This window comes from Streptomyces graminilatus (assembly GCF_001418565.1).
GTDB lineage: Bacteria > Actinomycetota > Actinomycetes > Streptomycetales > Streptomycetaceae > Streptomyces > Streptomyces graminilatus.
On sequence record NZ_LIQQ01000027.1, the window covers coordinates 1 to 21,398 of the forward strand.

At 62.4% G+C, this 21,398-nt stretch carries 27 protein-coding genes and 2 pseudogenes; 7 read left to right on the top strand and 22 right to left on the bottom strand.

Annotated elements, in window-relative coordinates:
• Both AOK08_RS03100 and AOK08_RS03105 read left to right on the top strand, forming a co-directional pair.
• A pseudogene (locus tag AOK08_RS03100) lies at positions 1–419 on the top strand (FG-GAP repeat domain-containing protein); the annotation flags it as partial.
• 266 nt (positions 420–685) lie between these two features.
• Positions 686–1,780 (top strand): Yip1 family protein, encoded by a 1,095-nt coding sequence (locus tag AOK08_RS03105; RefSeq protein WP_055523404.1) that lies wholly within the window; start codon positions 686–688, stop codon positions 1,778–1,780.
• Positions 1,781–2,193: 413 nt separating this feature from the next.
• Here the strand turns inward: AOK08_RS03105 and AOK08_RS03110 are convergent, their stop codons facing one another.
• From AOK08_RS03110 to AOK08_RS03200, 22 genes and pseudogenes are all read right to left on the bottom strand, one after another.
• Complete coding sequence (locus AOK08_RS03110) at positions 2,194–2,412, bottom strand: hypothetical protein (protein ID WP_157876536.1); 219 nt, start codon at positions 2,410–2,412, stop codon at positions 2,194–2,196.
• A gap of 311 nt (positions 2,413–2,723) precedes the next feature.
• Positions 2,724–3,053 (bottom strand): annotated as a pseudogene (locus tag AOK08_RS03115) (phosphoribosyltransferase); the annotation flags it as partial.
• 89 nt (positions 3,054–3,142) lie between these two features.
• Positions 3,143–4,339, bottom strand: coding sequence for a tyrosine-type recombinase/integrase (locus tag AOK08_RS03120; RefSeq protein ID WP_055523408.1), 1,197 nt, complete (start codon positions 4,337–4,339; stop codon positions 3,143–3,145).
• Between the two features lie 79 nt (positions 4,340–4,418).
• On the bottom strand, positions 4,419–4,604 hold the full coding sequence (locus tag AOK08_RS42625; protein WP_079053786.1) for a helix-turn-helix domain-containing protein: 186 nt from the start codon (positions 4,602–4,604) through the stop codon (positions 4,419–4,421).
• 88 nt (positions 4,605–4,692) lie between these two features.
• A complete protein-coding gene (locus tag AOK08_RS42630; protein WP_079053787.1) occupies positions 4,693–5,112 on the bottom strand; it encodes a cytidine/deoxycytidylate deaminase family protein in 420 nt (139 codons plus the stop codon).
• On the bottom strand, positions 5,109–5,357 hold the full coding sequence (locus AOK08_RS03125; protein ID WP_055523410.1) for a hypothetical protein: 249 nt from the start codon (positions 5,355–5,357) through the stop codon (positions 5,109–5,111). Before AOK08_RS03125 ends, AOK08_RS42630 begins: the two co-directional genes overlap by 4 nt.
• Positions 5,358–5,498: 141 nt before the next feature.
• Positions 5,499–5,705 (bottom strand): hypothetical protein, encoded by a 207-nt coding sequence (locus AOK08_RS03130; protein ID WP_055523411.1) that lies wholly within the window; start codon positions 5,703–5,705, stop codon positions 5,499–5,501.
• 8 nt (positions 5,706–5,713) lie between these two features.
• Positions 5,714–7,507, bottom strand: a complete 1,794-nt coding sequence (locus AOK08_RS03135; RefSeq protein WP_055523413.1) for a DNA polymerase — start codon at positions 7,505–7,507, stop codon at positions 5,714–5,716.
• A gap of 512 nt (positions 7,508–8,019) precedes the next feature.
• Positions 8,020–8,718 carry an FAD-dependent thymidylate synthase gene (thyX, locus tag AOK08_RS03145; RefSeq protein ID WP_055523416.1) on the bottom strand — a complete coding sequence of 233 codons (699 nt, stop codon included), beginning with the start codon at positions 8,716–8,718 and terminating at the stop codon, positions 8,020–8,022.
• A 54-nt stretch (positions 8,719–8,772) separates the two neighbouring features.
• Positions 8,773–9,207 (bottom strand): hypothetical protein, encoded by a 435-nt coding sequence (locus AOK08_RS03150; RefSeq protein ID WP_241826797.1) that lies wholly within the window; start codon positions 9,205–9,207, stop codon positions 8,773–8,775.
• Positions 9,208–9,367: 160 nt separating this feature from the next.
• A complete protein-coding gene (nrdJ, locus tag AOK08_RS03155; RefSeq protein ID WP_055523419.1) occupies positions 9,368–11,419 on the bottom strand; it encodes a ribonucleoside-triphosphate reductase, adenosylcobalamin-dependent in 2,052 nt (683 codons plus the stop codon).
• Positions 11,416–11,979: a hypothetical protein gene (locus AOK08_RS03160; RefSeq protein ID WP_055523423.1), complete on the bottom strand. Its 564-nt coding sequence runs from the start codon at positions 11,977–11,979 to the stop codon at positions 11,416–11,418. Before AOK08_RS03160 ends, nrdJ begins: the two co-directional genes overlap by 4 nt.
• Positions 11,976–12,812, bottom strand: coding sequence for a metallophosphoesterase (locus AOK08_RS03165; protein WP_338400115.1), 837 nt, complete (start codon positions 12,810–12,812; stop codon positions 11,976–11,978). Before AOK08_RS03165 ends, AOK08_RS03160 begins: the two co-directional genes overlap by 4 nt.
• Positions 12,782–13,183, bottom strand: a complete 402-nt coding sequence (locus AOK08_RS03170) for a DUF3310 domain-containing protein (protein ID WP_198539092.1) — start codon at positions 13,181–13,183, stop codon at positions 12,782–12,784. Before AOK08_RS03170 ends, AOK08_RS03165 begins: the two co-directional genes overlap by 31 nt.
• A gap of 193 nt (positions 13,184–13,376) precedes the next feature.
• Positions 13,377–13,979, bottom strand: a complete 603-nt coding sequence (locus AOK08_RS03175) for a toprim domain-containing protein (protein WP_422125718.1) — start codon at positions 13,977–13,979, stop codon at positions 13,377–13,379.
• Positions 13,903–14,286, bottom strand: coding sequence for a CHC2 zinc finger domain-containing protein (locus AOK08_RS48800; protein WP_079053789.1), 384 nt, complete (start codon positions 14,284–14,286; stop codon positions 13,903–13,905). Before AOK08_RS48800 ends, AOK08_RS03175 begins: the two co-directional genes overlap by 77 nt.
• Positions 14,276–14,416 (bottom strand): hypothetical protein, encoded by a 141-nt coding sequence (locus AOK08_RS45455; protein WP_157876537.1) that lies wholly within the window; start codon positions 14,414–14,416, stop codon positions 14,276–14,278. Before AOK08_RS45455 ends, AOK08_RS48800 begins: the two co-directional genes overlap by 11 nt.
• Positions 14,417–14,419: 3 nt before the next feature.
• Positions 14,420–14,872 carry a hypothetical protein gene (locus AOK08_RS03180; RefSeq protein ID WP_241826800.1) on the bottom strand — a complete coding sequence of 151 codons (453 nt, stop codon included), beginning with the start codon at positions 14,870–14,872 and terminating at the stop codon, positions 14,420–14,422.
• Between the two features lie 34 nt (positions 14,873–14,906).
• Complete coding sequence (locus AOK08_RS03185; RefSeq protein ID WP_055523427.1) at positions 14,907–15,722, bottom strand: AAA family ATPase; 816 nt, start codon at positions 15,720–15,722, stop codon at positions 14,907–14,909.
• A 26-nt stretch (positions 15,723–15,748) separates the two neighbouring features.
• A complete protein-coding gene (locus AOK08_RS03190; protein ID WP_063793996.1) occupies positions 15,749–16,534 on the bottom strand; it encodes a RecB family exonuclease in 786 nt (261 codons plus the stop codon).
• On the bottom strand, positions 16,531–17,034 hold the full coding sequence (locus AOK08_RS45460; RefSeq protein WP_157876538.1) for a hypothetical protein: 504 nt from the start codon (positions 17,032–17,034) through the stop codon (positions 16,531–16,533). The genes AOK08_RS03190 and AOK08_RS45460 overlap by 4 nt, the downstream gene beginning before the upstream one ends.
• 389 nt (positions 17,035–17,423) lie before the next feature.
• Complete coding sequence (locus tag AOK08_RS03200) at positions 17,424–17,927, bottom strand: hypothetical protein (protein ID WP_055523430.1); 504 nt, start codon at positions 17,925–17,927, stop codon at positions 17,424–17,426.
• Between the two features lie 507 nt (positions 17,928–18,434).
• On the opposite strand from AOK08_RS03200, the gene AOK08_RS48805 reads away from it, so the two are divergent.
• From AOK08_RS48805 to AOK08_RS44395, 5 genes are all read left to right on the top strand, one after another.
• The gene (locus AOK08_RS48805) at positions 18,435–18,752 is read left to right on the top strand and encodes an HNH endonuclease (RefSeq protein ID WP_079053790.1); all 318 of its coding nucleotides are present in this window, start codon (positions 18,435–18,437) and stop codon (positions 18,750–18,752) included.
• A gap of 51 nt (positions 18,753–18,803) precedes the next feature.
• Positions 18,804–19,133, top strand: coding sequence for a hypothetical protein (locus AOK08_RS03205; RefSeq protein WP_055523431.1), 330 nt, complete (start codon positions 18,804–18,806; stop codon positions 19,131–19,133).
• A 78-nt stretch (positions 19,134–19,211) separates the two neighbouring features.
• The gene (locus tag AOK08_RS03210) at positions 19,212–19,391 is read left to right on the top strand and encodes a hypothetical protein (protein ID WP_055523433.1); all 180 of its coding nucleotides are present in this window, start codon (positions 19,212–19,214) and stop codon (positions 19,389–19,391) included.
• Entirely contained in the window at positions 19,388–19,819 is a 432-nt protein-coding gene (locus AOK08_RS03215) for a phage terminase small subunit (protein WP_055523434.1), read from the top strand. The genes AOK08_RS03210 and AOK08_RS03215 overlap by 4 nt, the downstream gene beginning before the upstream one ends.
• A 12-nt stretch (positions 19,820–19,831) precedes the next feature.
• On the top strand, positions 19,832–21,397 hold the full coding sequence (locus tag AOK08_RS44395; RefSeq protein WP_241826801.1) for a terminase large subunit: 1,566 nt from the start codon (positions 19,832–19,834) through the stop codon (positions 21,395–21,397).
• Position 21,398: the final 1 nt, after the last annotated feature.

The window sequence follows — 21,398 nt, forward strand, 5'->3', positions numbered from 1 at the left end:
CCCAGGACCTGGTCGTCCACGCGTCCGACGCCCAACTCAGCTATCTGCGGGGCCCGTTCACCCGTAAGGGCACCCCGAGCCAGGCCGGTGCGCCGATCGCCGCCCCCGGCAACGTCCCGACGGGCCCGGCGGCCGACGTCAACCATGACGGATACGACGACCTGGTGGTCCGTACGGCGGAGGGCACCGCGAAGTCGGCGGTCGTCCTGGGCGGCCCGGACGGCCCGACCCGCACGGGGGCGGTGCTGCCCGAGGGCATCGATGTCGCCCTGGGCCGCTTCGGCAGGGGGCGCGGCCTGGACGCGGCGGTGGGCGGGACAGGGGAAACGTCTCTGCGCTACGACCTTCCCGATGCCACCCCGGGTACCCTCGCCTCCGCCGGCTCGATGCTCGACACGGGCGACTTCGACGGCGACGGCNNCGGTACGTACGTACCGGGGCGAGACCTGGGACGAGGTGGCCGTCTACCCCGGGGTGAAGGGCGGCGGCCTCGTGGCGGCAAAGCCGTCCGTGAGATTCTCCAGCTCGGAGTTCCTGTGAGCCGTAGACGTACACATCACGCATGGCGCCCGACCTGACATCGGTGCCGCAAGGCCTGGTGAACGGAATTTTTCCGTAGCGCACAGCGCAAAACGGGAGACTTCCCTGATTCCGCTCCGGGAAGATGTGAAGGACCCCTTAAGGGATGTCACAGGTCGGCAGCAAAGGGGGCCCGGACAGCCCGGGCCTCGCCCGTCACTCTCCGGGACCAGGTACGTTCGATGACGTGGCTGGATTCAGGATCGGACGCGGCGACCGCAACAACCGTGCACCGCAGGCTCGCCCGCAACAACAACCGCGGCAGCAGCCGTACGGCCAGCAGCCCCCACAGGGCGCCCCGTCGTACGGCTACCCGTCCGCGCCCCCGCAGCAGCAGCCGTACGGTGGCGGACAGCCGTCGTACGGCGGCCCGGGCGGCGGCGCCGGACGGCAGTGGCCCCCGCAGGGGAACGCGGGCGGCGGTTACGGCGCCCCGGGCGGCGGACACGGCGAGCCGGAGTACTTCGGCGACGACGGCCACGGACACAGGCCGGGCCAGGGGCAGGGCCGTGGACAGGGGCACCCGAACGCCGGCGCCGTCCCCGTGGACCCGTACGCGGCCAACAACCCGGGTCACACTCAGGCGTTCACGACGGGCGACGACCCGTACAACCAGGGCGACACCTACCGCGCCGGTACCGCCCCGGCCGCGCCGACCGGTCCGCGCCTGCGCTGGAAGGAACTGCTGCGGGGCATCGTCACCGCCCCCGACCGCACGTTTCTCCAGATGCGCGACTACCAGGTGTGGGCGCCGGCCATCGTCATCACGTTCGTGTACGGCCTGCTCGCCGTCTTCGGGTTCGACAACACGCGCGAGGACACCATAAAGGCCACCCTCAACAACGCGATCCCGATCGTGCTGACGACGGCCGTGGCGATGGTCCTGAGCGCCTTCGTCCTGGGCGTGGTCACCCACACCCTCGCCCGCCAGCTCGGCGGCGACGGCGCCTGGCAGCCGACGGTCGGCCTCTCCATGCTGATCATGTCCATCACGGACGCCCCCCGCCTCCTCGTGGCGATGTTCGCGGGCGGCGACGCACCGGTCGTACAGATCCTGGGCTGGGCAACCTGGGTAGCGGCGGGCGTACTCCTCACGATCATGATCCGCCGCTCCCACGACCTCCTGTGGCCGAAGGCGCTGGGTGCGTCGGCGATCCAACTGATCGCATTGCTGTCGATCGTGAAGCTGGGCACGTTCTAGAACCAGAAACAGTCCGGACTTGGACTGTTCGGACTGATTCGACTGATCGGACTGAGGGGAGAGCCCCTGGCCTCGGCCAGGGGCTCTCCCGTTTCGACGACACCCGGGGGACGCCGGCCACGACAGGCAAGGTCGAGCGGTTCCATCAAACGCTGCGGCGTGAACTCCTCGACAGGGGGCATCCATGGACGGGGTGACAGGCTGCCCCGCCCTACGCACCGGAGGAAGCACACTCCGGGGCGGAGGGGGCGCCGTACCGGGCTGCGGGTCTTGTAGTGGCGCGCGTTGGGAGCTTCCATCCCGACCGCCATCGCCCCAGGCAAAGCCGAGCGGACGAGGCCCAGGGCGTCAAGGTCGTTCGTACCGTGGTGGGTGAAGGTGGGTGGCGAAGCTGCGGCGGAGACGGGGAACCGTCATGGGAGCTTCCTCATCGCCCTCAGTCCGACCGAGTAAGCAAGGACCGCCACCGCGAAGCTGACGAGCACCGCGACCGTGTGTGCGTGGCGTGGGATCAGCTGCGTCGTCATTTCAAGAGCCGGCGGGTTGGCGAAGAAGAAGCCGGTGGTGGCGGCCAGGATGGCTCCAGCCGTGTCCTTGGTCCACCGCACGTTCGGCTTGGAAGCACTTGTCACCAGATGGTTGTATCGGGCGCCGGTAGGCTGTGCAAGACCGGCCCGACGCATGGGAGCCGCACTCCTGGTCGCGAGGAACGTCAAGCAGGCCGCTGATGTCTGACATCACCGGCTGACACCAACAGCCACGAACAGCGGCGGTCAGCGCCGATCCCCCGACGACCGACCACCAGGATCGTATCGACGGTTGGCGCAGGTGATCAGCCACGCATGATCGACCTGAGGAGGATGAGGTCGCAGCTTCAAGCCCTGGGAACCGCAAACGAAGATCCCCGGTCTACCAAGGCCGGGGATCTATGCATAGCAGCAGGTCAGAGAGCTTCCTTAGACGGAGTGATCGGCTCGCCTGACTTACGTACTACAGGCAACACACTCCACGGGAAGTTGATCCATTCGTCGGTCCGCTTCCACACGTACTCGCACTTCACGAGGGACTGCGTCTTCTCGTAGATCACCGCGGAACGCACCTCGGCGACCGCGTCCAGACAGAAGTCGTGCACCAGCTTGAGCGTCTTGCCGGTGTCGGCGACGTCGTCGGTGATGAGGACCTTCTTGTCGGAGAAGTCGATGGCGTTGGGGACGGGCGCGAGCATGACGGGCATGGGAAGCGTGGTGCCGACCCCGGTGTAGAACTCGACGTTAAAAACCAAAGGGCCTCTCACCTGCGAAGATGCAGGCAAGAGGCCCTTGAACTCAGCGAAAACTCAGCATTGGGGGTCAGCAACCCTCATCAGGCTGCGTCATCGTCGACCAGCGTCAGGCGGTTCCGGAAGGCGTTCGCAAGCGACGCTTCGAAGGCCCCTGTGATCCGTTCATCGGCCCCGTCTACGAGGTGCGCGTACACCTGTTCTGTGACCTTCGTGGAGCTGTGCCCCATCCACCGCGCCACCTCGTACAGGGGTACACCCGCCGCTATCGCCATGCTCGCGAAATAGTGACGGAGAGCCTTCGGCGTGTACCCCGAGTCCTCCAGCTCGGCGCGCTTGAGAGCGTCGTTCCAGCGGTGCGTGTACGTCGTCCGTGAGGGATGACGGTGCTGGTAGGTCTCGGACTCGTAGTACCAACCTTCTTCACCCCACGGCTCCCAGAAGGCCCTGTGCTTCTCCAGCTCGTCAGACACCGAGGGAGGCACCGGCACCCAACGCCCCTTCCGGCTCCACTTCGGCTCGTTCTTGACGTTGGTCCCCCGGTTCGCCCCGCCGTTCTCTCCGAAGTTGGTGAGCTGGTTCTGAACGAAGTACCAGCCCCCTCGGCGGGTGAGATGCGACTGCGAGAAAGCCAGTGCTTCACCTACCCTGAGCCCGCAGCCCGCCTGAATCCAGATCGATGACTTGTAGACCGGGCGCATGGCCTCGTAGATGGCCATGACCTCAGCCGTGGTGGGGATCTCGTGGTCTTCGACCGGGCGATAGGCCGACTCGTTCCGGCCGTTCACAGCGATGGTCTTCCCCGCGTACTTCGGAACGATCTCCGCCTCGTAGCAGTACTTGAGGAACGACTTCAGAACGACCTTGCGGCCCTCGATGCCGTACGGCTTGTAACCGCGCTCCTTCTGGCCGTTCTCCCACGTCGTGATGTCCGAGGGAGTGATGGAGCCGATTCGGCGGCTGCCGAACATCGCCTCGAAGTGGTTCTTGTAGATGCTCCGGTACTGCGCAAGAGAGGAGTCCTCGCGCTGACCGAAGCCCAACCACTCCTTCCAGCAGTCCTCAAAGGTCCGCTTAGAGTGCTTTCGATCGACGTACACACCGAGGCGCTTGTCGTTCTCGACCTTCGTCGCAAGGTCTTTCGCCTCGGTCTTCTTGTTGTGCGGAAAGCTCTCTTCCGTCTGGTGACCGCCGGCATCCCGGAACCGGACCACCCACGAGTGCTTGCAGCGCGGCCACGCGCCGACCTTGCACTCACAGCGCTTGATGATCGAAGCCATGAGGCTTCAACTCCCTTACTGGACTGGGATCGGAGCCCAATCTCCGACCTCAGCACGATGTTTTACAGGTCAACTTGGCCTAGTTACAAGCCTGTTGGGCGATCCAGTGATCAAGGTCACGTTCGCGAAATCTGAGATGCTTTCCGACTTTAAAAGCGGGTATCCCCCACTCACGCCATTTCGCATATAATGTACGCTTCGATACGGCCAACCTTTCGGCTGTGTCTTCAGGGGTTAGGAGCCGGTTCGACCCGCCAGCAACCAATGCGTTTCCGTCTTTCTGGTAATCTCGCGGCGCCCGCGAGGGCGGAAGCCCCTTCGGTGCCCAATCACCGAAGGGGCTTCTCAGGTAGCTAGTTCAGGGTCCGAGACACAGCGCCGGCCGCCGTGCGCCAGACGACTCGATGCACTCCAGCAGCCTCAAGACGAGGCATGCAGCGGTAGCAGGGAGCGCGGGTGACATAGACCGTCCCGCCCTCCAGATCCTCGCGCCGCGCATGAATCAGAAGGTTCTCTTCGGCATGCAGGGCAACGCAGTTGGAGTAGTCGCCCCCGGCCGGAAACTCGGCATACGAGAGCTGTCCGCGAGGGCAGGCATTGTCTTCAAGGCATCCGGGCTTGTCGGGCACGCTGCCGTTGTGGCCGCTCATCACAAGACGGCCTCTGCGGTCGTACAGGACCGCCCCCACCTGGGACCGGATACAGTCCCCGCCAAGGGAGACTGCATCGGCCACACGAAGACGCCTCTCCTCCTTGGGGAGGCGCTTACTCACTCCTCGTCCTCCACCGCATGGTGAACGACCTCGACGGCCGGCGCCATCTCGGACACCCAGTAGTCCTGTGCCATCTCCTTCGCCATCTCGTACGGGATGCCGCCGTTCAGCGCGGCTCGGAGCACGGTGCCGGCCACGTCGGCTACGGCGACCGCTATGAGGGCGCGCTTCTCCAGCTCGGCCACTGCGAAGTCACTTTCGATGGACTTCATGACGGACTCAAGATCCTCGGGGTTGTCGTTCACTCGCACCTCTCCACGGCGTTGTTCTCAGCGCATTCGGCACACAGGCCGGTTTCTACGTCGTCCAGGCTGAACAGCCCCACGGAATCCTGGAGCTGGCAGTATTCACAGTCCTCAGTTACTTCGATGTCGTCGTACAAGGACTCAGCGCACAACGTAGGCGAAAGGCACCTCGATGATTTCCTGCATCTCAACGTCCCACGCCTTCTGACCCTTCTCGACCTCGGTTTCGGCAGGATCGAAGACGTAGCCACGGCAGCAGCCGCATCCGGTATCGGGGACTACGACAGGGATGTCTCCGTGCTCCTTGAGCGCCTTCTCTGCATCTGCGATCAGTTCCGTGAGCTGCAATCTGTCTCCTAGTGCTTGCTGTCTTCGAGGTCGAGAATGGAGCCCCATGAGCGCTCTCCGATCTCTCCCTCGGCAGGGACCAGTACGCCCTTGACTGTGAACTCCATGATCTTGGCGGCCTGCTTTGTCAGTTCCTCCGCTCGCTCCTTCGGGAACGAGAAAACGATCTCGTCGTGAATCACGAGCCGCACCCAGGGAGTGAACCCAGCTCGGTCGAGATTCAGCACAGCTCGGGCAGTGATGTCCCGAGACCCGCTCTGGATGTAGTAGTTCAGAGCGGAGTAAGAACGACTGCGGTCTACCGGAAGCCGACGGCCGGTGACGGTATAGATGTAGCCGTATCGCCTGGCTTCGGCCATCAGCTTTTTCGAGAGCTTGTCCACCCAGGTGTAGGTGGAGTTGAACGCCGATATGGTCCGCCGGGCAACCTCTTCCGAGACCTTCGCCTGTTCCACGAGAGCTTTCCAGCCTCCGCCGAACACGATCAGGAAGTTACCCATCTTCCCGACCTTGCGAGGTACCCCGGCCGCATCTGCGGTGATCTGGTGCAGATCCTTTCCGTTCAGGAACGCATCCACCATGACCGGGTCTCTCGACTCGGCCGCGAGGAATCGAAGCTCCATGTTGCCGAAGTCGATAGAGACCGAGACATGGTCTTCCTCTGCCAGGAACGCAGAGCGCACATACCCGTCCCCAGCCGGGAACGTCTGTGCTGCGATGGCTCCCGAAATGGACATCCGAGCCGTCCTAGCCCCCATTGAATTCACCGAGGCATGTACACGCCCCAGAGAGTCCATTCCGTTGATGGCGGCCTCGAACCACGTCTTCCGCCACTTAGCGGCCTTCGTCGCCTTCTTGACTGCCTCGGCCAACGGGTGATCGATAGAGTCCAACACTTCGGCATCCATGCTGAAGTTCCCCTTGGGGGTCTTCTTCGTCAGCTTGAATCCGAAACCCTGGAAAGCCTCAATCAGTTGCTTGTCGGAGTTGACGTTCTCAACCCACTGGCTTGCAACCTCGACCCACTTCTCTTCCTCGGCCTTCAACTCGGCAATACGCATTTCTGCATACGCCTCGTCGACGAGGTAGCCCGTCCGTTCCGTCTTCGCCATGACGTGGGCGAGCCTGTGTTCCCAGCCGATCAGGCCCTTTACCTTCGAGCGGGCCGGCACCTTCGGCAGAAGGATGTGCAGCAGTCGGTAGGCCCATATCGGGTCGGCTCCGGCGTACAGCAAATAGTCGTGGTCGAACGTCCTGACCACCGGCCAGATGTCCGCCTTCTTGACCTTGTACCGCTTGGCTATCTGAGTCATCGAGCCCTTGACCTCTTCGGCCGCAACGGGATCGATGTAGAACTTGATCAACTCTTCGAGTTTGAGGCCGGGCCCCTGTTCTTTGACCTGTCTCGGGTCAACCAGGTGAGCGAGGATCTTCGTATCGAACATCTTCGGGGCCAGCTCTTCGAGCGGGACACCGAGGCAGTGTTCGCTGACGTGCTGGTCGAAGGTGCCGTTGTGGGCGATGAGACAGCGGGCCTTGCGCAAGGCCCAGATGGCAGCGGCCTTGAATTCGGGGTTGGTCTCGACCGGCAGGACCCAGCTCTCACGGGCGTTGCCGAACTGGGCGAGGCGGATGCGGAAGCCGCGGCCGACGTTCCACCAGTCAAGCCCTGTTGTCTCCGTGTCGTAGCCCAGGATCGGGTTGGCGACGACGAAGTCAATGAATTTATCGAGGTCCCACGTGGTCTCAGCTACGTTGATCCGTACCGGCTGGTGCTTGATCTTGTAGGTTATGACCTGCATTAAGACCTTTCAGTTGTCTCCTTGCACACGTGTTCTCGGGCTGCGTCCACGAGGTCGAGCAAAAGCACTTCGTTTTCGTCGCAGCAGTCACAGCCGCCCTGGCCGAATGACTCATCACAGAGGAAGCAGAAGAGTTCGACTCCGCCGTTGTCCCACCCGATGACTTGGACCAGGCGCAGGTTCATCACCGATGCATCACGCACCGCGCCGGCGCTTCCCCTGCCTTCGCGTATGTCCAGAGGCCACAGGGGGCCTGAAACCATGCGTACTGGACAAGAGCCAGGACTATGACAGTCACGGCTGCTGCGAGGATCTTCACTCGCCCTCCCCGAGCAGGAATCGGGGCGTGACGTCGCTCAGACCGTCGAGTGCGTAGACCTTGATTTCCGCGTCCGGGTACCAGCCGAGCAGCCCATTCAGGATGTTGCGCACGTTCCGCTCGTCCGTGGCGAATCGGAACCGACCGCCGTGGTTCCAGCCGTATTTCGTTGACTCGATGATGAACTGGGGTATCAGGGGGCAACCCTTCCGTGTGTGTCGAATGCGGCTGCCGTGAACGGCATCTGCGCCTCGAAGGCAGCTTCCATCTGGTCGGCAACCATCTGGATTTCGAGCTGAGGGAAGCTCGGCACCTTTGCGTTATCCCGTTTGGTACGCAGGCTCAGGAAGTGCATGAGACTCCTGGCGTTACACGTGGCGTAGAACGACGTGTAGATACCAACAGGGAGAACCATTCGGGCAACTTCACGGGCGATGTCAGCAGCAAGCATGGCCCGGTAGTGCTCGTACGCCTCCCCATACGCCGTCTTAAGAGACTCATTGACTCGCATGTACTGTCGGTAAGTGCCCGTCTGATACTCATACGCGCCAGGCTTACCGACCTGCACTAGCGGTCTTTCTGAGTGAGGCATATAGAAGACTGGTTGCAGTTCCTTATACCTGCCGCTTTCCTCGTTATAACTCCACCCAGCCCTGTGGCGGAAGAATTCCCGAGCCACGAAGATGGGTGCCTCAATGTAGAAGGTGAAGCGGGTGTGCTCGAACGGGCTGCCGTGCCGGTCCCGCATGAGGTAGTTGATCAGGGGTTCCACGGGGAGGTTGAGGTCCAGGCCGTCAGCGCCGATGGTGGAGACTCGGGCTGCTGCGGTCACATCGAAGTCGGTTGCATCGGACTTCATGAGGTCGACGTACATGTCAGAGCGGAACTGCATGAATCTCCAGGGGAAGGGGGGCCGGATTTTTCCGGCCCCCGTCGCGGCATCTGGTTAGCGGGCCTTGAAGGACCCGTCCTTCTGCCGCCACAGCGGCTCGCACTTGTCGCTGTCGTCCTGCGAGTTGCAGAAGAGGGCGGCCCAGTTCGCCTTCTCGACGAGGTTGCGGCCGTGCGGGCAGTCGTCATCCGCGACGGCCGGCTTCTTCGGCTGGACCTTGCCGCCCTGGAACTTCTTGGGTGCCGATCCACCGCCGGGGTTACCTGCGCCGCCTCTGAACTGACCTCGGGTGTACTCCGCAGCCTTGGCGTTGAGGTCGATCAGGCCCTCGGACTTCAGCGCGCCCAGCAGTTCGGCGCCCCGCTTCGCGGTCTCTTCGGCGGTGTGGCCCCACACGGAAGGCGTCAACCATTCCGCGTCGTAGCCACTCGCGGCCTTGAGGGTGAATCCAATCTTGAAAGGGGCAGGTCCGGGGGTGGCATCGGTCATAGGCGTGTTCTCCTTCGTCGAGGTCTGGTTTTCCGAGGGCTCATCCCAGGGGGACTTCTCCTCGAATGGGTCGGGGTAGCTCAAATGCTTTCCTCTCCTCAATTCTGATATTGACCGAGTTGCCTCACCGACTCAACTTTTTAGTCAGTGAGGAATCCCACTAGATAGGGCAAGCCCCGTTGGCACAGATTTCGTCGTACGACGTATCGGTGGACTCCTGGCCCAGCTCGGCCACCAGGCGCTCGTACTCCTCGCGTGTGATCCGCTCGTAGGGCGCCTGTGCACGGCTCAGCTCGGGGAAGATCGTGCTGCCCTTCAGCCGGGGCATGAACTCCCGCAGGATGGCGGCCACATCCTTGGCGGTGTACTTCGCCGGGTCCACGGAGGCCGTGTAACTCACCGCTTGGTCTGCCCAGTACCGCTGATACATGGCCTGCACCCTGAGCATCTGCTCAAGCGTGAGCTGGCCCACGTGCTCGATGACGGATGGGTCCTCCACCTGGTCGACAAGCGGGTCCTTCGTCGGGATGCTCACCACCGCCGTGTTGGCCGCGTAGATGCAGTCCTCGACCGTGTAGCCCAGGTGCCGGTACTCCTCCACCTTTCTCTTCTCCTCCGGCTCCACGAGAGAGAAGCGGATACGACGAACGAAGTGATCAGCGAAAGGAGCATGGATACCCTCACCCGATACGCCGGCCACCTTGGACGTTGAGCCGGTCGGCGCTACGACCTTGTTCTTGATCGGGACCGGTACGCGCAGCTCCCTGGCGTACTCCGCTGCGGCGTTGTCGACGACCCTCGCCCAGAGTGCGAGGTCGGTTTCCACCTCCCAGTCGTCGGGAGCCTCCGAGTAGCGGATGCCGCGCTTGGCGAGGTAGTCAGCGAAGCCCAGATGACCGACGCCGATTCTCCTGTAACGCGCGATGGCAGCAGCTGACTTGGGGTCGTGGACCGGCGCGAACGTCGCTCGCAACAGGTACCGAGTCATGAGCCGGTGGGCCTCGTCCAGCGCATCGAAGTCGGGCTGGCCGTCCTCAAGGACGAACGCCCCGAGGTTGACCGACCCGAGACAGCACGGCTCTCCTGGAAGCAACAGCGCTTCACCACACGGGTTGGTAGTGAACACGCCGTCGACCTCGCCAACGGCGCTCAGCGAGGAGTTCCAGAAACCCGGCTCACCGTTGCTCACCGCTCCCTGGGCAAGGGTGTCCAGTACTAGTTGTGCCCCCTGGTGCCCGGAGTCGAGCGCCTTGAGGAAGCCGTCGTCCACCTCGACAGAGATGTTCGTCGTCCAGTGCCGCGTCATGTCTGCCTTGCAGGCCATGAACTCGTCGATGTGCAGATCCGACCAGTGCATGATGCTCATCCGCGCCGAACGCCGGACGCCGCCGCTGACTATGCACCGGGCGATCTCGTGATCGATCGCCATGGCGTCCATGCCTGTGAGCGGGCTCCCGATCAGCCGGACCAGGCCGACGGGGTCAGCATCGTCGATCTCCACCCGACTGGCGAGGATCTTGCCGACCTCGATCAACATCTCGGCGAAGGGCGCCGGCCCGCTGGCCGAACCGCCGAACTTCCGCAGAGGAGCACCCTTCGGCCGGACTCGGGACACGTCGAAGACCCTGTCCACGTGTCGGGTCGTCGGGGTGTGCGCGGTACGGATCAGGTCAGCCAAGGCGTCGGCCCAGCCCTGCCGACTGTCCTCTACTGGGTAGGCGCCAGCCCAGCCAGCGGCGTACTGCTGGGAGAGCAGGCCCGCGGCCTTCATCTCCTCGTAGTCCTTGTGCCAGGTGTCGCACACGATGTGAACCTTCACCGGGATGGCCACGGCCGGAAACTCCGCCAGGTACCGGGCCGAGTAGTTCGAGCCCACTCCTCCGCCCTCGGCGAGCCTGAGCAGAGTGAAGGTGAAGTGTTCGGCCGGGTCGTCCGGATTCCATCCGGCTGCCCAGCAGTTGTTGAGGGCGAAGTCGGTGACTCCGCTGGCCTTGAGGTGTCGACCGGCCGGGAGGATCTTCCAGGATTCGATCAGCTCGACCAGGCGGTCACGTTCGCCCGGCTCGATGTAGCGGGGATCGACGAGGTTGAGGTTCCCGTCGACAACCCGGCGGACCGTCTCAGGCCAGGTCTCCAGTTCCCCGTTCGGCTTTTCACGGCGGTAGGTGCGCTCATAGACGGTCTGCGCGGTCTCGGTCTTCCAAGCGGTCATGCAGCTCCCTTTGCGGTGCGGATCTGTCGGTTCATGGCGAGGGCCAGGGCGTCAACGGCGCGGTAGGCGCGTCGTTTCTCGGCGTCGTCGGCCGGGGGCAGGCCGTAGACGAACTGGCGCATGAGCAGTTCCCGGTAGTCCGGGTTCAGCTTGTTCAGGGACTTCGAGGCGTCCAGGCGGGCGCTCATGATGTTGTCCGTGATGGTGCAGCGGGTGAGGTCGTCCTTCTTGCCGATCTGGGTACTGATCTCGTCATCGGTGTAGATGAACGACCGCAGGACTCCCCGGACTTCTTCGGGCGTGTAGTAGTACTGGTCGTCCATGAGATCCCGGTAGGCCCGTTCTTTGGCGGCGTAGCGCCTGCCTGCCGTCCAGAAAATCTTCCGGATCAGGTCTTCGTCGTGCTGGTACCGCGCGAGGATGTGTCGCTCTTCCAGGGCGTGAACCAAGATCTCCTGCTTCACATCGTCGGCCTCGACGACTGCCCACTTCCCTGCGATCTCCCGTGCGACCCTGCCCGCCAGTTCGCCGAGTCGTTCCCAGTCCAGCTCTTGTGTCACGCCGCCCCCTTCGCCGCGAACTTGCCGCGCGCCCCGCGCTTGATCTCTCCGAACCGCTGTCCCTCGACCACGAACGAGCCGTCGTCCTCGACCGGGATCGCGTGGGGGACTGCGTTGTACTTGCCGACGTAGAACAGGCCAAAGCCTCTCTGCCAGTTGGCCGGGCCGTTCTTGAGGTAGCCGGCCTTCTTCACGTCCATGAGGTGACCGACCTCGAAGCCGTAGATGGTCTTCAACTTGCCGTTGTGGCCCGTGGTGTGGGGCGAGACGGCCAGCCGGTGAGTGTGGCCCATGACCACGCTCGTGCCTGCCTTCACGGCCTTCAGTCGAGCCGTAGCGCCGGGTACCTGGTTCATGCCGGGGCTCTCGTGCCCGTGGATGGCGACCCATCCGGGCGCGAAGTTGTAGTAGGGCTCTACCAGGTCCCAGCCGTGTGCATCGAGCTGAAGCAGGGTCTCCATCCTGTAGGCCACGTCCTCATGCCCGAGGGCTGGCGCCTTGCTGATGAGGTACTTCTCGGGGCGCTCGTCGTGATTGCCCTTGAGGATCTTCTTCGGGCCGGCGAACACCTCGCTGACGGGCTGGACGAAGTTGTCCACGCTGTACTGCGAGTCCCGGATCACTCCGCCTGCGAACTCGGCCCTGGTCCCCGCGGACCAGCGTGAGGGGGCCGGGTAGTCGACACAGTCACCGATCTGGATCACTTCGTCGGGCTGGTACTCGCCGATGAACTGGATGAGGTTCTTCACAGCCCGCTTGTCCTCGAAAGGCATTTGCAGGTCACTGACGACGACTATTCGCTTCAGTTGGACTCCAGGCGGGTGAGTTCGAATTCGAGGTAGCGGGCGGCCTTCCGCAAGTCCTCTGCGGTGTCGCCCTTGCGGCCGGCGCGCATGATGTACTTCAGTGCGTTGCCGAGGTTGAAGTTGAAGTGCTGTGTGACGTCGATGACTTCGAGGCCGTTGGGGAGCCAGGTGTAGTGAGCCGGGCTGTTGACCGGGTCACTGGTGGTTCCTTCGGTAGGCACTGGAGACAGCTCCTCTTCAGCGAATCCGAGAGTTTGACCGTTGCTGAACGTGACCTCGTAAGGGAAAGCCTCCATTGCGGCGACGTTCGTGACGACAGCCCTCGCGTCTTGGAATTGCTGGGTGTAGAGAGTGGCGGGGTTGGAGACGGTGACGATTTGGCCGACCTCGAAAGTCACAGAGCCTCCAATTCGTTGTCGTAGAAGAAGGCGCCAGCGGCCTGGAAGTCTCCGTCCTCTGCGTCCAAAAGGACAGAGGTTGCTTCCTCTGCTCGGGCGTTGTTCACGGCTTGGATGGCTCCCGTCAGGCCAGCCGTCCCGTCCTTTACGGAGTCCTTCACCCGGACTCTCGTGCCAGGCTTCCACTTGCTCTTCAAAGGCCGACCCTTTCTCGCATGGCCTCCGGGCCGTAGACGTGCATGAATGAATTGGAGTCGTGGCCGTCACCGAGGATGATGACCTTCGAGTTGTGGGCCAGCTCCGTGGCGCGCTTCTCTGCGGCTTCACGGCCGGGCTCGTCGTCGTCGGCGACCTGGTAAACGGTCTTGAAGCCGAGGTAGGCGGGAGTGAAGTAAGGGCGCCAGGCGGAGGTTCCTTGGTATGCGGTGGCCGGGACGTCTGCTACGGCCCACGCCATGGCGTCGAATTCGCCCTCGGTGTTCACCACGTATGGGCTCGGCGTGATGAGTGCTGGGGTGTTGAACAGACGCGGGAAGTCGCCCGCGATCGTCAGGTACTTTCCGTGCTTGTGGTGGGTTTCCTTGCGGAGCGGGGCCAAGTAGTTTCCGGCCTCGTCCTTCACGCACTCGTCTCGGATACAGCGGAACCGCAGGGTGGCGACGCCATGAGGGCCACCCGCCGGCCTGAGGTAGGGGATGACCAGCGATCCTGTGTACTGCTCATGGCCAGTACGAGCCGAACCGACGAAGCCGATTCGGAACTTCTCCGCGACGCTGCCCAGGCCGCGGGCCTCCATGTACGCCTCTGCGGGACTCCCCTCGTACTGGCGGAAGTAGGTCTTCGCCGCCTCCACCGAACCGGGTATGTGCAAACTCTTGCGCTTCTCTGAAGCCAATGCCTTCCTCGCGCTGGATTACGTCGTAAGAGTCCTCGGAGACATCACACACGAAACAGGACCAGCGCTGCTTCTCTGTGCTGACCGAGGCGCTTGGATTCTCTTCGGCGTGGAGCGGGCAGAGCATCTTTTGCCACCCTGCCCGCTCCTTCGCCTCGATGCCGTAGAAGTGCTTCAGCACTTCGGCAATCGACGGCTTAGTTTTCACGTGCCTGAGCCGTGGCCGGTTCGCCGACCTTGCGGGTAGTCACCGGGAAGTCGTACTTCCGATAGGCGGCGACCGTGAGTTCCTTCTCACCACGCCACTTGCGGTAGTCGAACTTGGCGGAGTCAGCCATGGATCATCCGGCCTTTCGCATTCTGCGCTCCTCTTGAAGGAGGCGCTTCAGGTCATAGTTCTCGCGGACCAGCTTGAGAAGCTGGTCGAACGGCATTACCGAATACGCTTCCCCTACGCTCTTGAAGCGGGCCTTGATGATGACCGCCCCGTTCGATGCGTGGGGATTGTGCTCTAGCTCTCGCTTCAGCTCACGCATGAATTGGGCGAGGTCGAACTTCTGGACGTTCTTCATTTCGAAGAAGAACGCCATCGGGATGAGGGTGATGTCTCCGCGATCATTCACCCCGTACAAGGTCCCGTGCCTCTGGATCTCTTCCGGGTCGATGTCCGGGAATGTCTCCCGGAGGTGGTCAAGGCCCTGCTTCTCCCAGCGGTAGCCTTTGTCCTTATTGGCCCTGGCGGTCGAACTCATCGCCCCCCTTCCCTTACTTTCAACATAGATCAGCACCGTCACCGACTCAACTTTTTTGGTGGTGGAAATGTGTGACCTAGAACTCAGAGGAGATGTCCGTCAGGCGCATGTTCGCGTTGTTGAAGTCGTAGCTGCTGAACGTCTGGCCGCTGCTGTCCTCGAACCCTTCCCGGTTCTTCACGTCGGAGATGTGCAAGATGCGCCCGTCCATGCCGTCGATTTCCTTGTGGATGGTCAGGATGACGCTCGGCACACGGCCGATCTTGCCCTTCACCCCCGACAGGGGGATTGGCTGGAGACCGTCAGAGAACTCGCCGACGACGTGATGGAGCCCGAGCACATGGGCGTTGGTGTCCCGAGCCATCTCCGACAGGTACTCGCACATCTGCTCCAACCCGAAGGTGAACGCCTCCGCATCACCCACCGCACCGCCATCCACGTTCGTGATGTTGTCCACCACGATGAGGTGAGGGTTCATGCCGAACACCTCGAAGTAGCAAGCGAGGTTGCGTTCGATGTCCCCAGGCGTCGGCCTGGCCTCGAAGTTCCACCGAATCCACCAGCGCTTCCCGAGATCGGCGTAGTACTCCCCGAACTCGTCCTGCACCAGCTTCCGCTTGATGTCCCTCACGTTCTGCCCGGTGATGATCGCCGTGGCCCGAGTCAGCTGCGTAGCCGCGTTGGAGTCGGCACTGAAGTACAGCACCGGCATATTGCCGTACAGCGCCAGGTTCACGGCAAAGATGCTCTTGCCCGTCCCCGGCCCTGCCGCGACGAGTGACAGTTCGCCCCGCCGGAACTCCACTTCGAGCTTTCGGAGGCCCAAAAACGGTGACGGGATCGGCTCACCGGCCTCGCCTCTGGCCTGTTCACTCTGAATCAACGAGTACATGTGCACCCCTCCTCGTGGTCACCCACTCAACTTTTGGCAGAAAAAAACGAGCACGCGTGCGCCACATCGCAGAAACGGCAGTCGTAGCCAGGCCGGGCGGGGAAGGAGCCGGCCTTCACGCCCGCGTCCATCGCCGCGTACCGCTCGCCTAGCTCGTCAGCGCTCACCTGGTCCAGCTTCACCGGCCGGGAAAGTCGTCCGTCCTTGGCGAGGTACCAGTCAGCATCGTTCACCTCGACGCCGTACAACTCCCGCACGGCGATGCCGTACGTCTGCAACTGGAACTTCGACTTCATGGAGCCGGTCTTGAGGTCCCGAGGCCGCACGGCATCCTTCACCGTGACGAGCTGGTCTATGTACCCGCGGACCTGCACGCCGCCCAGCTCCACCATGAAGTACAGCTCAAGCGCTGGCACTCCATCAGGCGTCTTCCAGATGACCGGGCCCTTCTCCTTCGCCCACTCGACGTAGTAAGCCGTCTGCTTCTGCCCCAGGGCGTAACGGCGCTCGATGTCCTCGCCGCCGCTGTAGCGGCCAGCGGACAGCCAGCGGTCGGTGTTGCTCTCCTCGTCAAGAGCCTTGTTCGTCTCGGCCTCGTACTCGTCCGAGAAGATCACCACGGCTTCCTCTGCGCTCATAGTCCGATCGGACTTCTCGTACGCTTCGGCAGCCGAGTGGAAAGCCCTGCCATGGATGGACCAAGCCGCCGGGCTCGGCGTCACACGCTCTACGCGCTGAAGGTAGAACCTCCATCCACACTTCTCGTACTGCTCGGTCTGACTGACCGACCGGGGCTGAGTCTCAATACTCAAGCAGATACCACCTTCGCGTAGCGAACGATCTTGAATGAATTGCTGCCTTCGATCCAGGCGTGCGGATGACCGAAGCTCTCACGCTCCAGCTCCATGAACGACCTCGCTCTCAGGTCCGCCTCAAGGGCGAGCGCTCGGACGTGACCCTCGCTGTCCACCTGGTCGGAGGCGATCAGGTCTACGTACTCGACACCCTCCTGCGGCTGCTTGGGGGGGTGGGCACGGGTGCTGATGATCAAGAGCCCCCAGGTTTCGTCATCCTCCGTGCACTGCATCCGAGTGCTTCGATTGATCAAGTCATGCAGTTCGGCACGCAGTTGAAGCTCCCTCTCAACAGATGCAAGGAGTTCACTGAGAGTGCTGCCCCGCCTGAGTCCGTACAGGTCTGGAAGCCAGTGCTCGTGTGGCACATCTTCCTTGTCTCGCAGGTGATGAGCATGGCCTCCCAGGACCACCTTCGGAACCGCTCCCGAGTCCTCAATCCCCAGCTCAACAGCCATAGCACTCCCCCGAGTCCCCACCCCGAAGGGCCAATGCACGTTCACAAACGAGGAGCAGGTGTGTTGCTCCTGTGAATCAACGTAGCAAGGTTAGAGATCGGTTAACACCCCCATTTTCGCAGGTGAGGGGCCCTCAGGTTCGACCCACCGACCAGTAACGGGTTGTTGTGGTCACTATTTGAAACCAAAACGATATGGATGGGACCAATCGGACAGAGCGCCATCGAGCAGAATAGTTAAGCCGGTTGACGAATACTTAGAGTAATGATCACGGGTAAGTAAAGTCGCAGCCCTACCGGCAGGCAGCCCGACGCGTGAGACGCAAAAAACCTCCCCGCGCCACATTGGCGGGGAGGTGTATACCAATCTAGCCGCGTAGCGCGAAGCGCCTAGCTCTCCCCCCAGGGCTTCAGAGGGAGATCCAGTGCGGCGCGGTGCTTCTCGTCCGCTAGAGGCGGGCGTCCCTCGGGCCAGCGGATGACCATGCGCCCGTCCGAGTCGAGCCGGGGTTCCAGCACCCACGGACCCTCGGGCGCGTTCGGCATCAAGGCAAGGACCACGTCACCTTCACGGATCAGGGCCTCAAAGCGCTCAGACCCTCTCATCTCCAATTCCGTAAGCGCCTTATCGCCAAGCCGACGGCGCAGAAAATAGAAAAGGTCCCGCGCACGATTAAGGCGCATGAATTTGGTTCGCTGAGTCTCAGCTTTAGGCCACACATGTTCAAGTATGTCCTGCGCCTGAGCCTTGAACGGAGCCCGCCAAATACCCATTTCCCTGAGCCGCTTATTCACGGCCTGGAAAGAAACGTCAAACATTGCGGCAATTTCCTTATCGGACTTGCCGTTTCTGTAGAGCTTCAGCAGCGCGGGGTTATCCGGCAGCTTGGTCATGAAGGGCGGTCCTCATCACGCTGGAGGTCATCGCATGGCGCAGCGATCAAGTCTGAAGATACTTCCAACTCGTCACCGTTTCAAGTGTCTTGCTGGGCCTGACCAGGGGTGATCGGGTTGCAGAAGTTGAGTGTGTGACGTCCGTCTCAAGCCGGCCTCCGAGTGTCAGCAGTTCCACCCTTTGTCACCGACGTCTTTAGTGAGAGAGCGAGTGGAGCGAGCGAATGAACAGCTCAGAGATATTTTTCGAAAGACTGTTCGAATCCAGTCAAGGCGTCATGAGGGTTTGCCTCTTTGGGGGCAAACCGTAATCGCAACCCCTTTCAAAAGGTGGGTGGCTCGTACCCGTAACCGCTTCCTCTCAAACGTGAACATCCGATGACTGAACCGTCACCACGTCTCCTGTTGACCCCCTCGTTGAGATCCGTCTCCGCGGAGTGCGCCCAGGAGCGGCCCCGGCCGCCAGACCAGCAACCGGCCGGGGCCCAAAGCCATTGAAGGAGGGACATGCCCAGAGCAAAGAGCATCTGCCTTCGTACTGGGTGTCTCTCTACCACGGTCCGCGATGGCCGCTGCGCAGATCACCAGGTGCGGAGGAGCTGGGACCGGGTTTCAGCCCGCAACGCCAGCAGGCCGGCCGACTGGTCCAAGCGTAGGGCGCGGGTCCTGACGCGCGACCGCTTCCGCTGCCAGCTCTGTGGAGCCAGAGAGCAGCTCGAAGTCGACCACATAGTCCCGGTGGCCCGAGGGGGCTCATGGGAGCCAGACAACCTCTGGGTGCTGTGCAAGCCGTGCCACAAGCGCAAGACCTACAGCGAGAAGTAGTGACAGGTCCCTCCCTGGAACCTTCAAGATCATCCCTTCCTAGGAGGCCCTATGGCGCGAGGCGTAATCCCCGTAACCGGCGTGAACCGGTCCGGCGTTCTGCTTCCCAATCCCACGACCGGTGACGCCATCAACAAGCACACCGTCGAGAACAACGGCCGGGTAGTGCTACTGGTCGAGAACACCGGCTCGACGGTGGCCCGCACCGTGTCCTTCCACCTTGCTCGCACGGTCGACGGCTTCAGCGTCACCCCCCGGACCGTGAGTGTCTCGGCCGGAGACACCAAGGCATGCGGCCCCTTCAACCCCAACGACTACGGCGATGACCTCCTGGTCGACGTAGACAACGCCGAGCTGAAGATCACGGCTATCCGGGTCTGACACCGGACGCGATCGAGCCCGCCCCCACGACTCCGGGGGCGGGCTCGATTCATTCATTCATTCACGAACGGAGAACGCATGAGCGCCTGCAACGGCCACTGCGATGACTGCCCCTACACCTTCTGCACGCCGCCGGCGCCCAAGGCACCGAGGCCGAGCAAGGCACAGGAGCGACGCGGCTGGCGTCAGGACGCGCTCTTCGAGCTGGAAGACCTCGCGGACATCTGGGGTGTCGAACTGAGTCAGGTGAGGCTGTGACTCGCGGACCACGACCGAAGGACAACGCGGTCCGGCGCAACAAGCACGAACACGCTCAGCAGCTCAGCAGCACCGCCACCGAGGGCCGAGCACTTCCCGCCGGCCTCGGGATCAAGAGTGCGGGAGCCCGCCGTTTCTGGAAGACCTGGGCGACGTCACCGCAGGCCGGAAAGTGGGCAGAGACCGACTGGGCCGAGCTGGAGATCACGACCAAGCTCGTGGACGCCCTGTTCCAAGGCGATCTGAAGTTGGCCGGTGAGATCCGCCAACGCGTCGCCAAGTGGGGCGCCACCACCGAGGACAGAGCGCGTCTCCGCATGTCCTTCGACGACAACCAGGGCCAGGACGAGACCGCAGGCGAGGATGCCACAGCCGTCGCATCGACCACAGACATGGATGAGGAGCTGTACCGACTCCTAAGCGAATAGAGGTGACCGCCCTTGCAGACAGGAAATCTGCCCGCAGGGGTTCCGGCACCGAACGAAACGCTCGGGTACGAAATCATCCGCTGGGCACAGAAATACATCGTCCAGCCTGATGGCGAACGAGCAGGTGAATCTTGGCGATTCACCAGAGAACAGCTTCGCTTCGTTTTGTGGTTCTACGCCATCAACCCGGATGGCAGTTGGCGCTACAGCGCCGGCACTCTGCGGAGAGCCAAGGGCTGGGGCAAGACACCCTTGTTGGCTGCTCTCGCCATCGTCGAATTCATCGGCCCTTGCCGATTCTCACACTTCAACGCTTATGGCCTCCCCGTAGCCAAACGGGTCCCGCTGCCCACGGTGCAGATCGGCGCCACGGCACTGGACCAGACCGACCAGACGCTAGAGATGATCCGAGGAATGCTCTCGGAGTCTCCAGCCGAGAAGGAATTCGGTCTGGACATCGGCAAGTCCGTGATCCAGTTCAAAAGCGGTAAGCCCGGCACGATCAAGCCGAAGGCGACTGCGGGAAGAACGAACGAAGGCAACCGTCCGACCTTTGCCCTGATGGACGAGGTTCATCACTGGGTCGGTTCGAATGGTGGCCCTGACTTCTACCAGGTCATCAAGCGAAACATCGAGAAGACCGCCTCTGCCGGTTCTCGATGGGTCACTACGACCAACGCGTACAACCCGAATGAGGATTCGGTCGCTCAGCAAATCCACGAGTCGGACATGGTCCGCCGGGGATTCTGGCTGTACGACTGCCTTGAGGGCGACATCGAGCATGACGAGCTGCGGGTCGAAGCCAAGGTCCGAGCCGCGCTCAAGCAGGCGTACGGGGATGCGACCTGGGCCGACATCGACGGTCTGACACGCACGATCCTCCACGACCGCACCACGCCTGACAGCACCTACCTGCGGTTCTTCTGCAACAGGATCGCCGAGTCCTCCGACGGCTGGATGAGCCGTACCGAGTGGCTGGCCTGCCAGGACGACCAGGACCCCATCAAGCCCGGCGATCAGATAGCCATCGGATTCGACGGCTCGATCCGCGGTGACGCGACGGGCCTCGTCGGGTGCCGACTCAGGGACGGAAAGTTCTTCGTCCTCGGACTGTGGGAAAACCCGAGAGACCCGAAGCAACCTGATTGGGAAGTCGATGTCCTGGCGGTCGAGGCCGCCGTGCATACGGCTTTCAAGACGTACCGAGTCGAGTGGTTCTACGGCGACCCTCCCTATTGGCAGGAGAATCTAGGACGTTGGGCGCTGGAATACGGCGATGACTATGTATTCGAATTCTGGACCAACAAACCTACGCGCATGGTCCAAGCCGTTGAGAGGTTCCGCACCGCGTCTATGGTCCAAGACCTGAAGCACGACGGAAATGAAGGCCTCACCCGGCACATTCTCAATGCGGTGACGCGTGAAGTCCCTCAGGGAATCCTGATCACCAAAGACTCTCCCCGTTCGAAAAAGAAGATCGACTTGGCGGTTTGTGCGGTGCTGGCATTCGAGGCTCGTGCGGACGCGATTGCTGACGGACGACTCAAGCAGAGGAGGCGGCGCGTCGTCGGATTCTAAG

What these genes read in the sequence shown, in the direction of transcription:
- AOK08_RS03105 (WP_055523404.1), top strand. Translation starts at nt 686, where the DNA reads ATGTCACAGGTCGGCAGCAAAGGGGGCCCGGACAGCCCGGGCCTCGCC.
- AOK08_RS03120 (WP_055523408.1), bottom strand. Translation starts at nt 4,339, where the DNA reads ATGGCTTCGATCATCAAGCGCTGTGAGTGCAAGGTCGGCGCGTGGCCG.
- AOK08_RS03135 (WP_055523413.1), bottom strand. Translation starts at nt 7,507, where the DNA reads ATGCAGGTCATAACCTACAAGATCAAGCACCAGCCGGTACGGATCAAC.
- thyX (WP_055523416.1), bottom strand. Translation starts at nt 8,718, where the DNA reads ATGCAGTTCCGCTCTGACATGTACGTCGACCTCATGAAGTCCGATGCA.
- AOK08_RS03150 (WP_241826797.1), bottom strand. Translation starts at nt 9,207, where the DNA reads ATGACCGATGCCACCCCCGGACCTGCCCCTTTCAAGATTGGATTCACC.
- nrdJ (WP_055523419.1), bottom strand. Translation starts at nt 11,419, where the DNA reads ATGACCGCTTGGAAGACCGAGACCGCGCAGACCGTCTATGAGCGCACC.
- AOK08_RS03175 (WP_422125718.1), bottom strand. Translation starts at nt 13,979, where the DNA reads ATGGAGGCCCGCGGCCTGGGCAGCGTCGCGGAGAAGTTCCGAATCGGC.
- AOK08_RS45455 (WP_157876537.1), bottom strand. Translation starts at nt 14,416, where the DNA reads ATGGCTGACTCCGCCAAGTTCGACTACCGCAAGTGGCGTGGTGAGAAG.
- AOK08_RS03185 (WP_055523427.1), bottom strand. Translation starts at nt 15,722, where the DNA reads ATGTACTCGTTGATTCAGAGTGAACAGGCCAGAGGCGAGGCCGGTGAG.
- AOK08_RS45460 (WP_157876538.1), bottom strand. Translation starts at nt 17,034, where the DNA reads ATGGCTGTTGAGCTGGGGATTGAGGACTCGGGAGCGGTTCCGAAGGTG.
- AOK08_RS03200 (WP_055523430.1), bottom strand. Translation starts at nt 17,927, where the DNA reads ATGACCAAGCTGCCGGATAACCCCGCGCTGCTGAAGCTCTACAGAAAC.
- AOK08_RS48805 (WP_079053790.1), top strand. Translation starts at nt 18,435, where the DNA reads ATGCCCAGAGCAAAGAGCATCTGCCTTCGTACTGGGTGTCTCTCTACC.
- AOK08_RS03205 (WP_055523431.1), top strand. Translation starts at nt 18,804, where the DNA reads ATGGCGCGAGGCGTAATCCCCGTAACCGGCGTGAACCGGTCCGGCGTT.
- AOK08_RS03210 (WP_055523433.1), top strand. Translation starts at nt 19,212, where the DNA reads ATGAGCGCCTGCAACGGCCACTGCGATGACTGCCCCTACACCTTCTGC.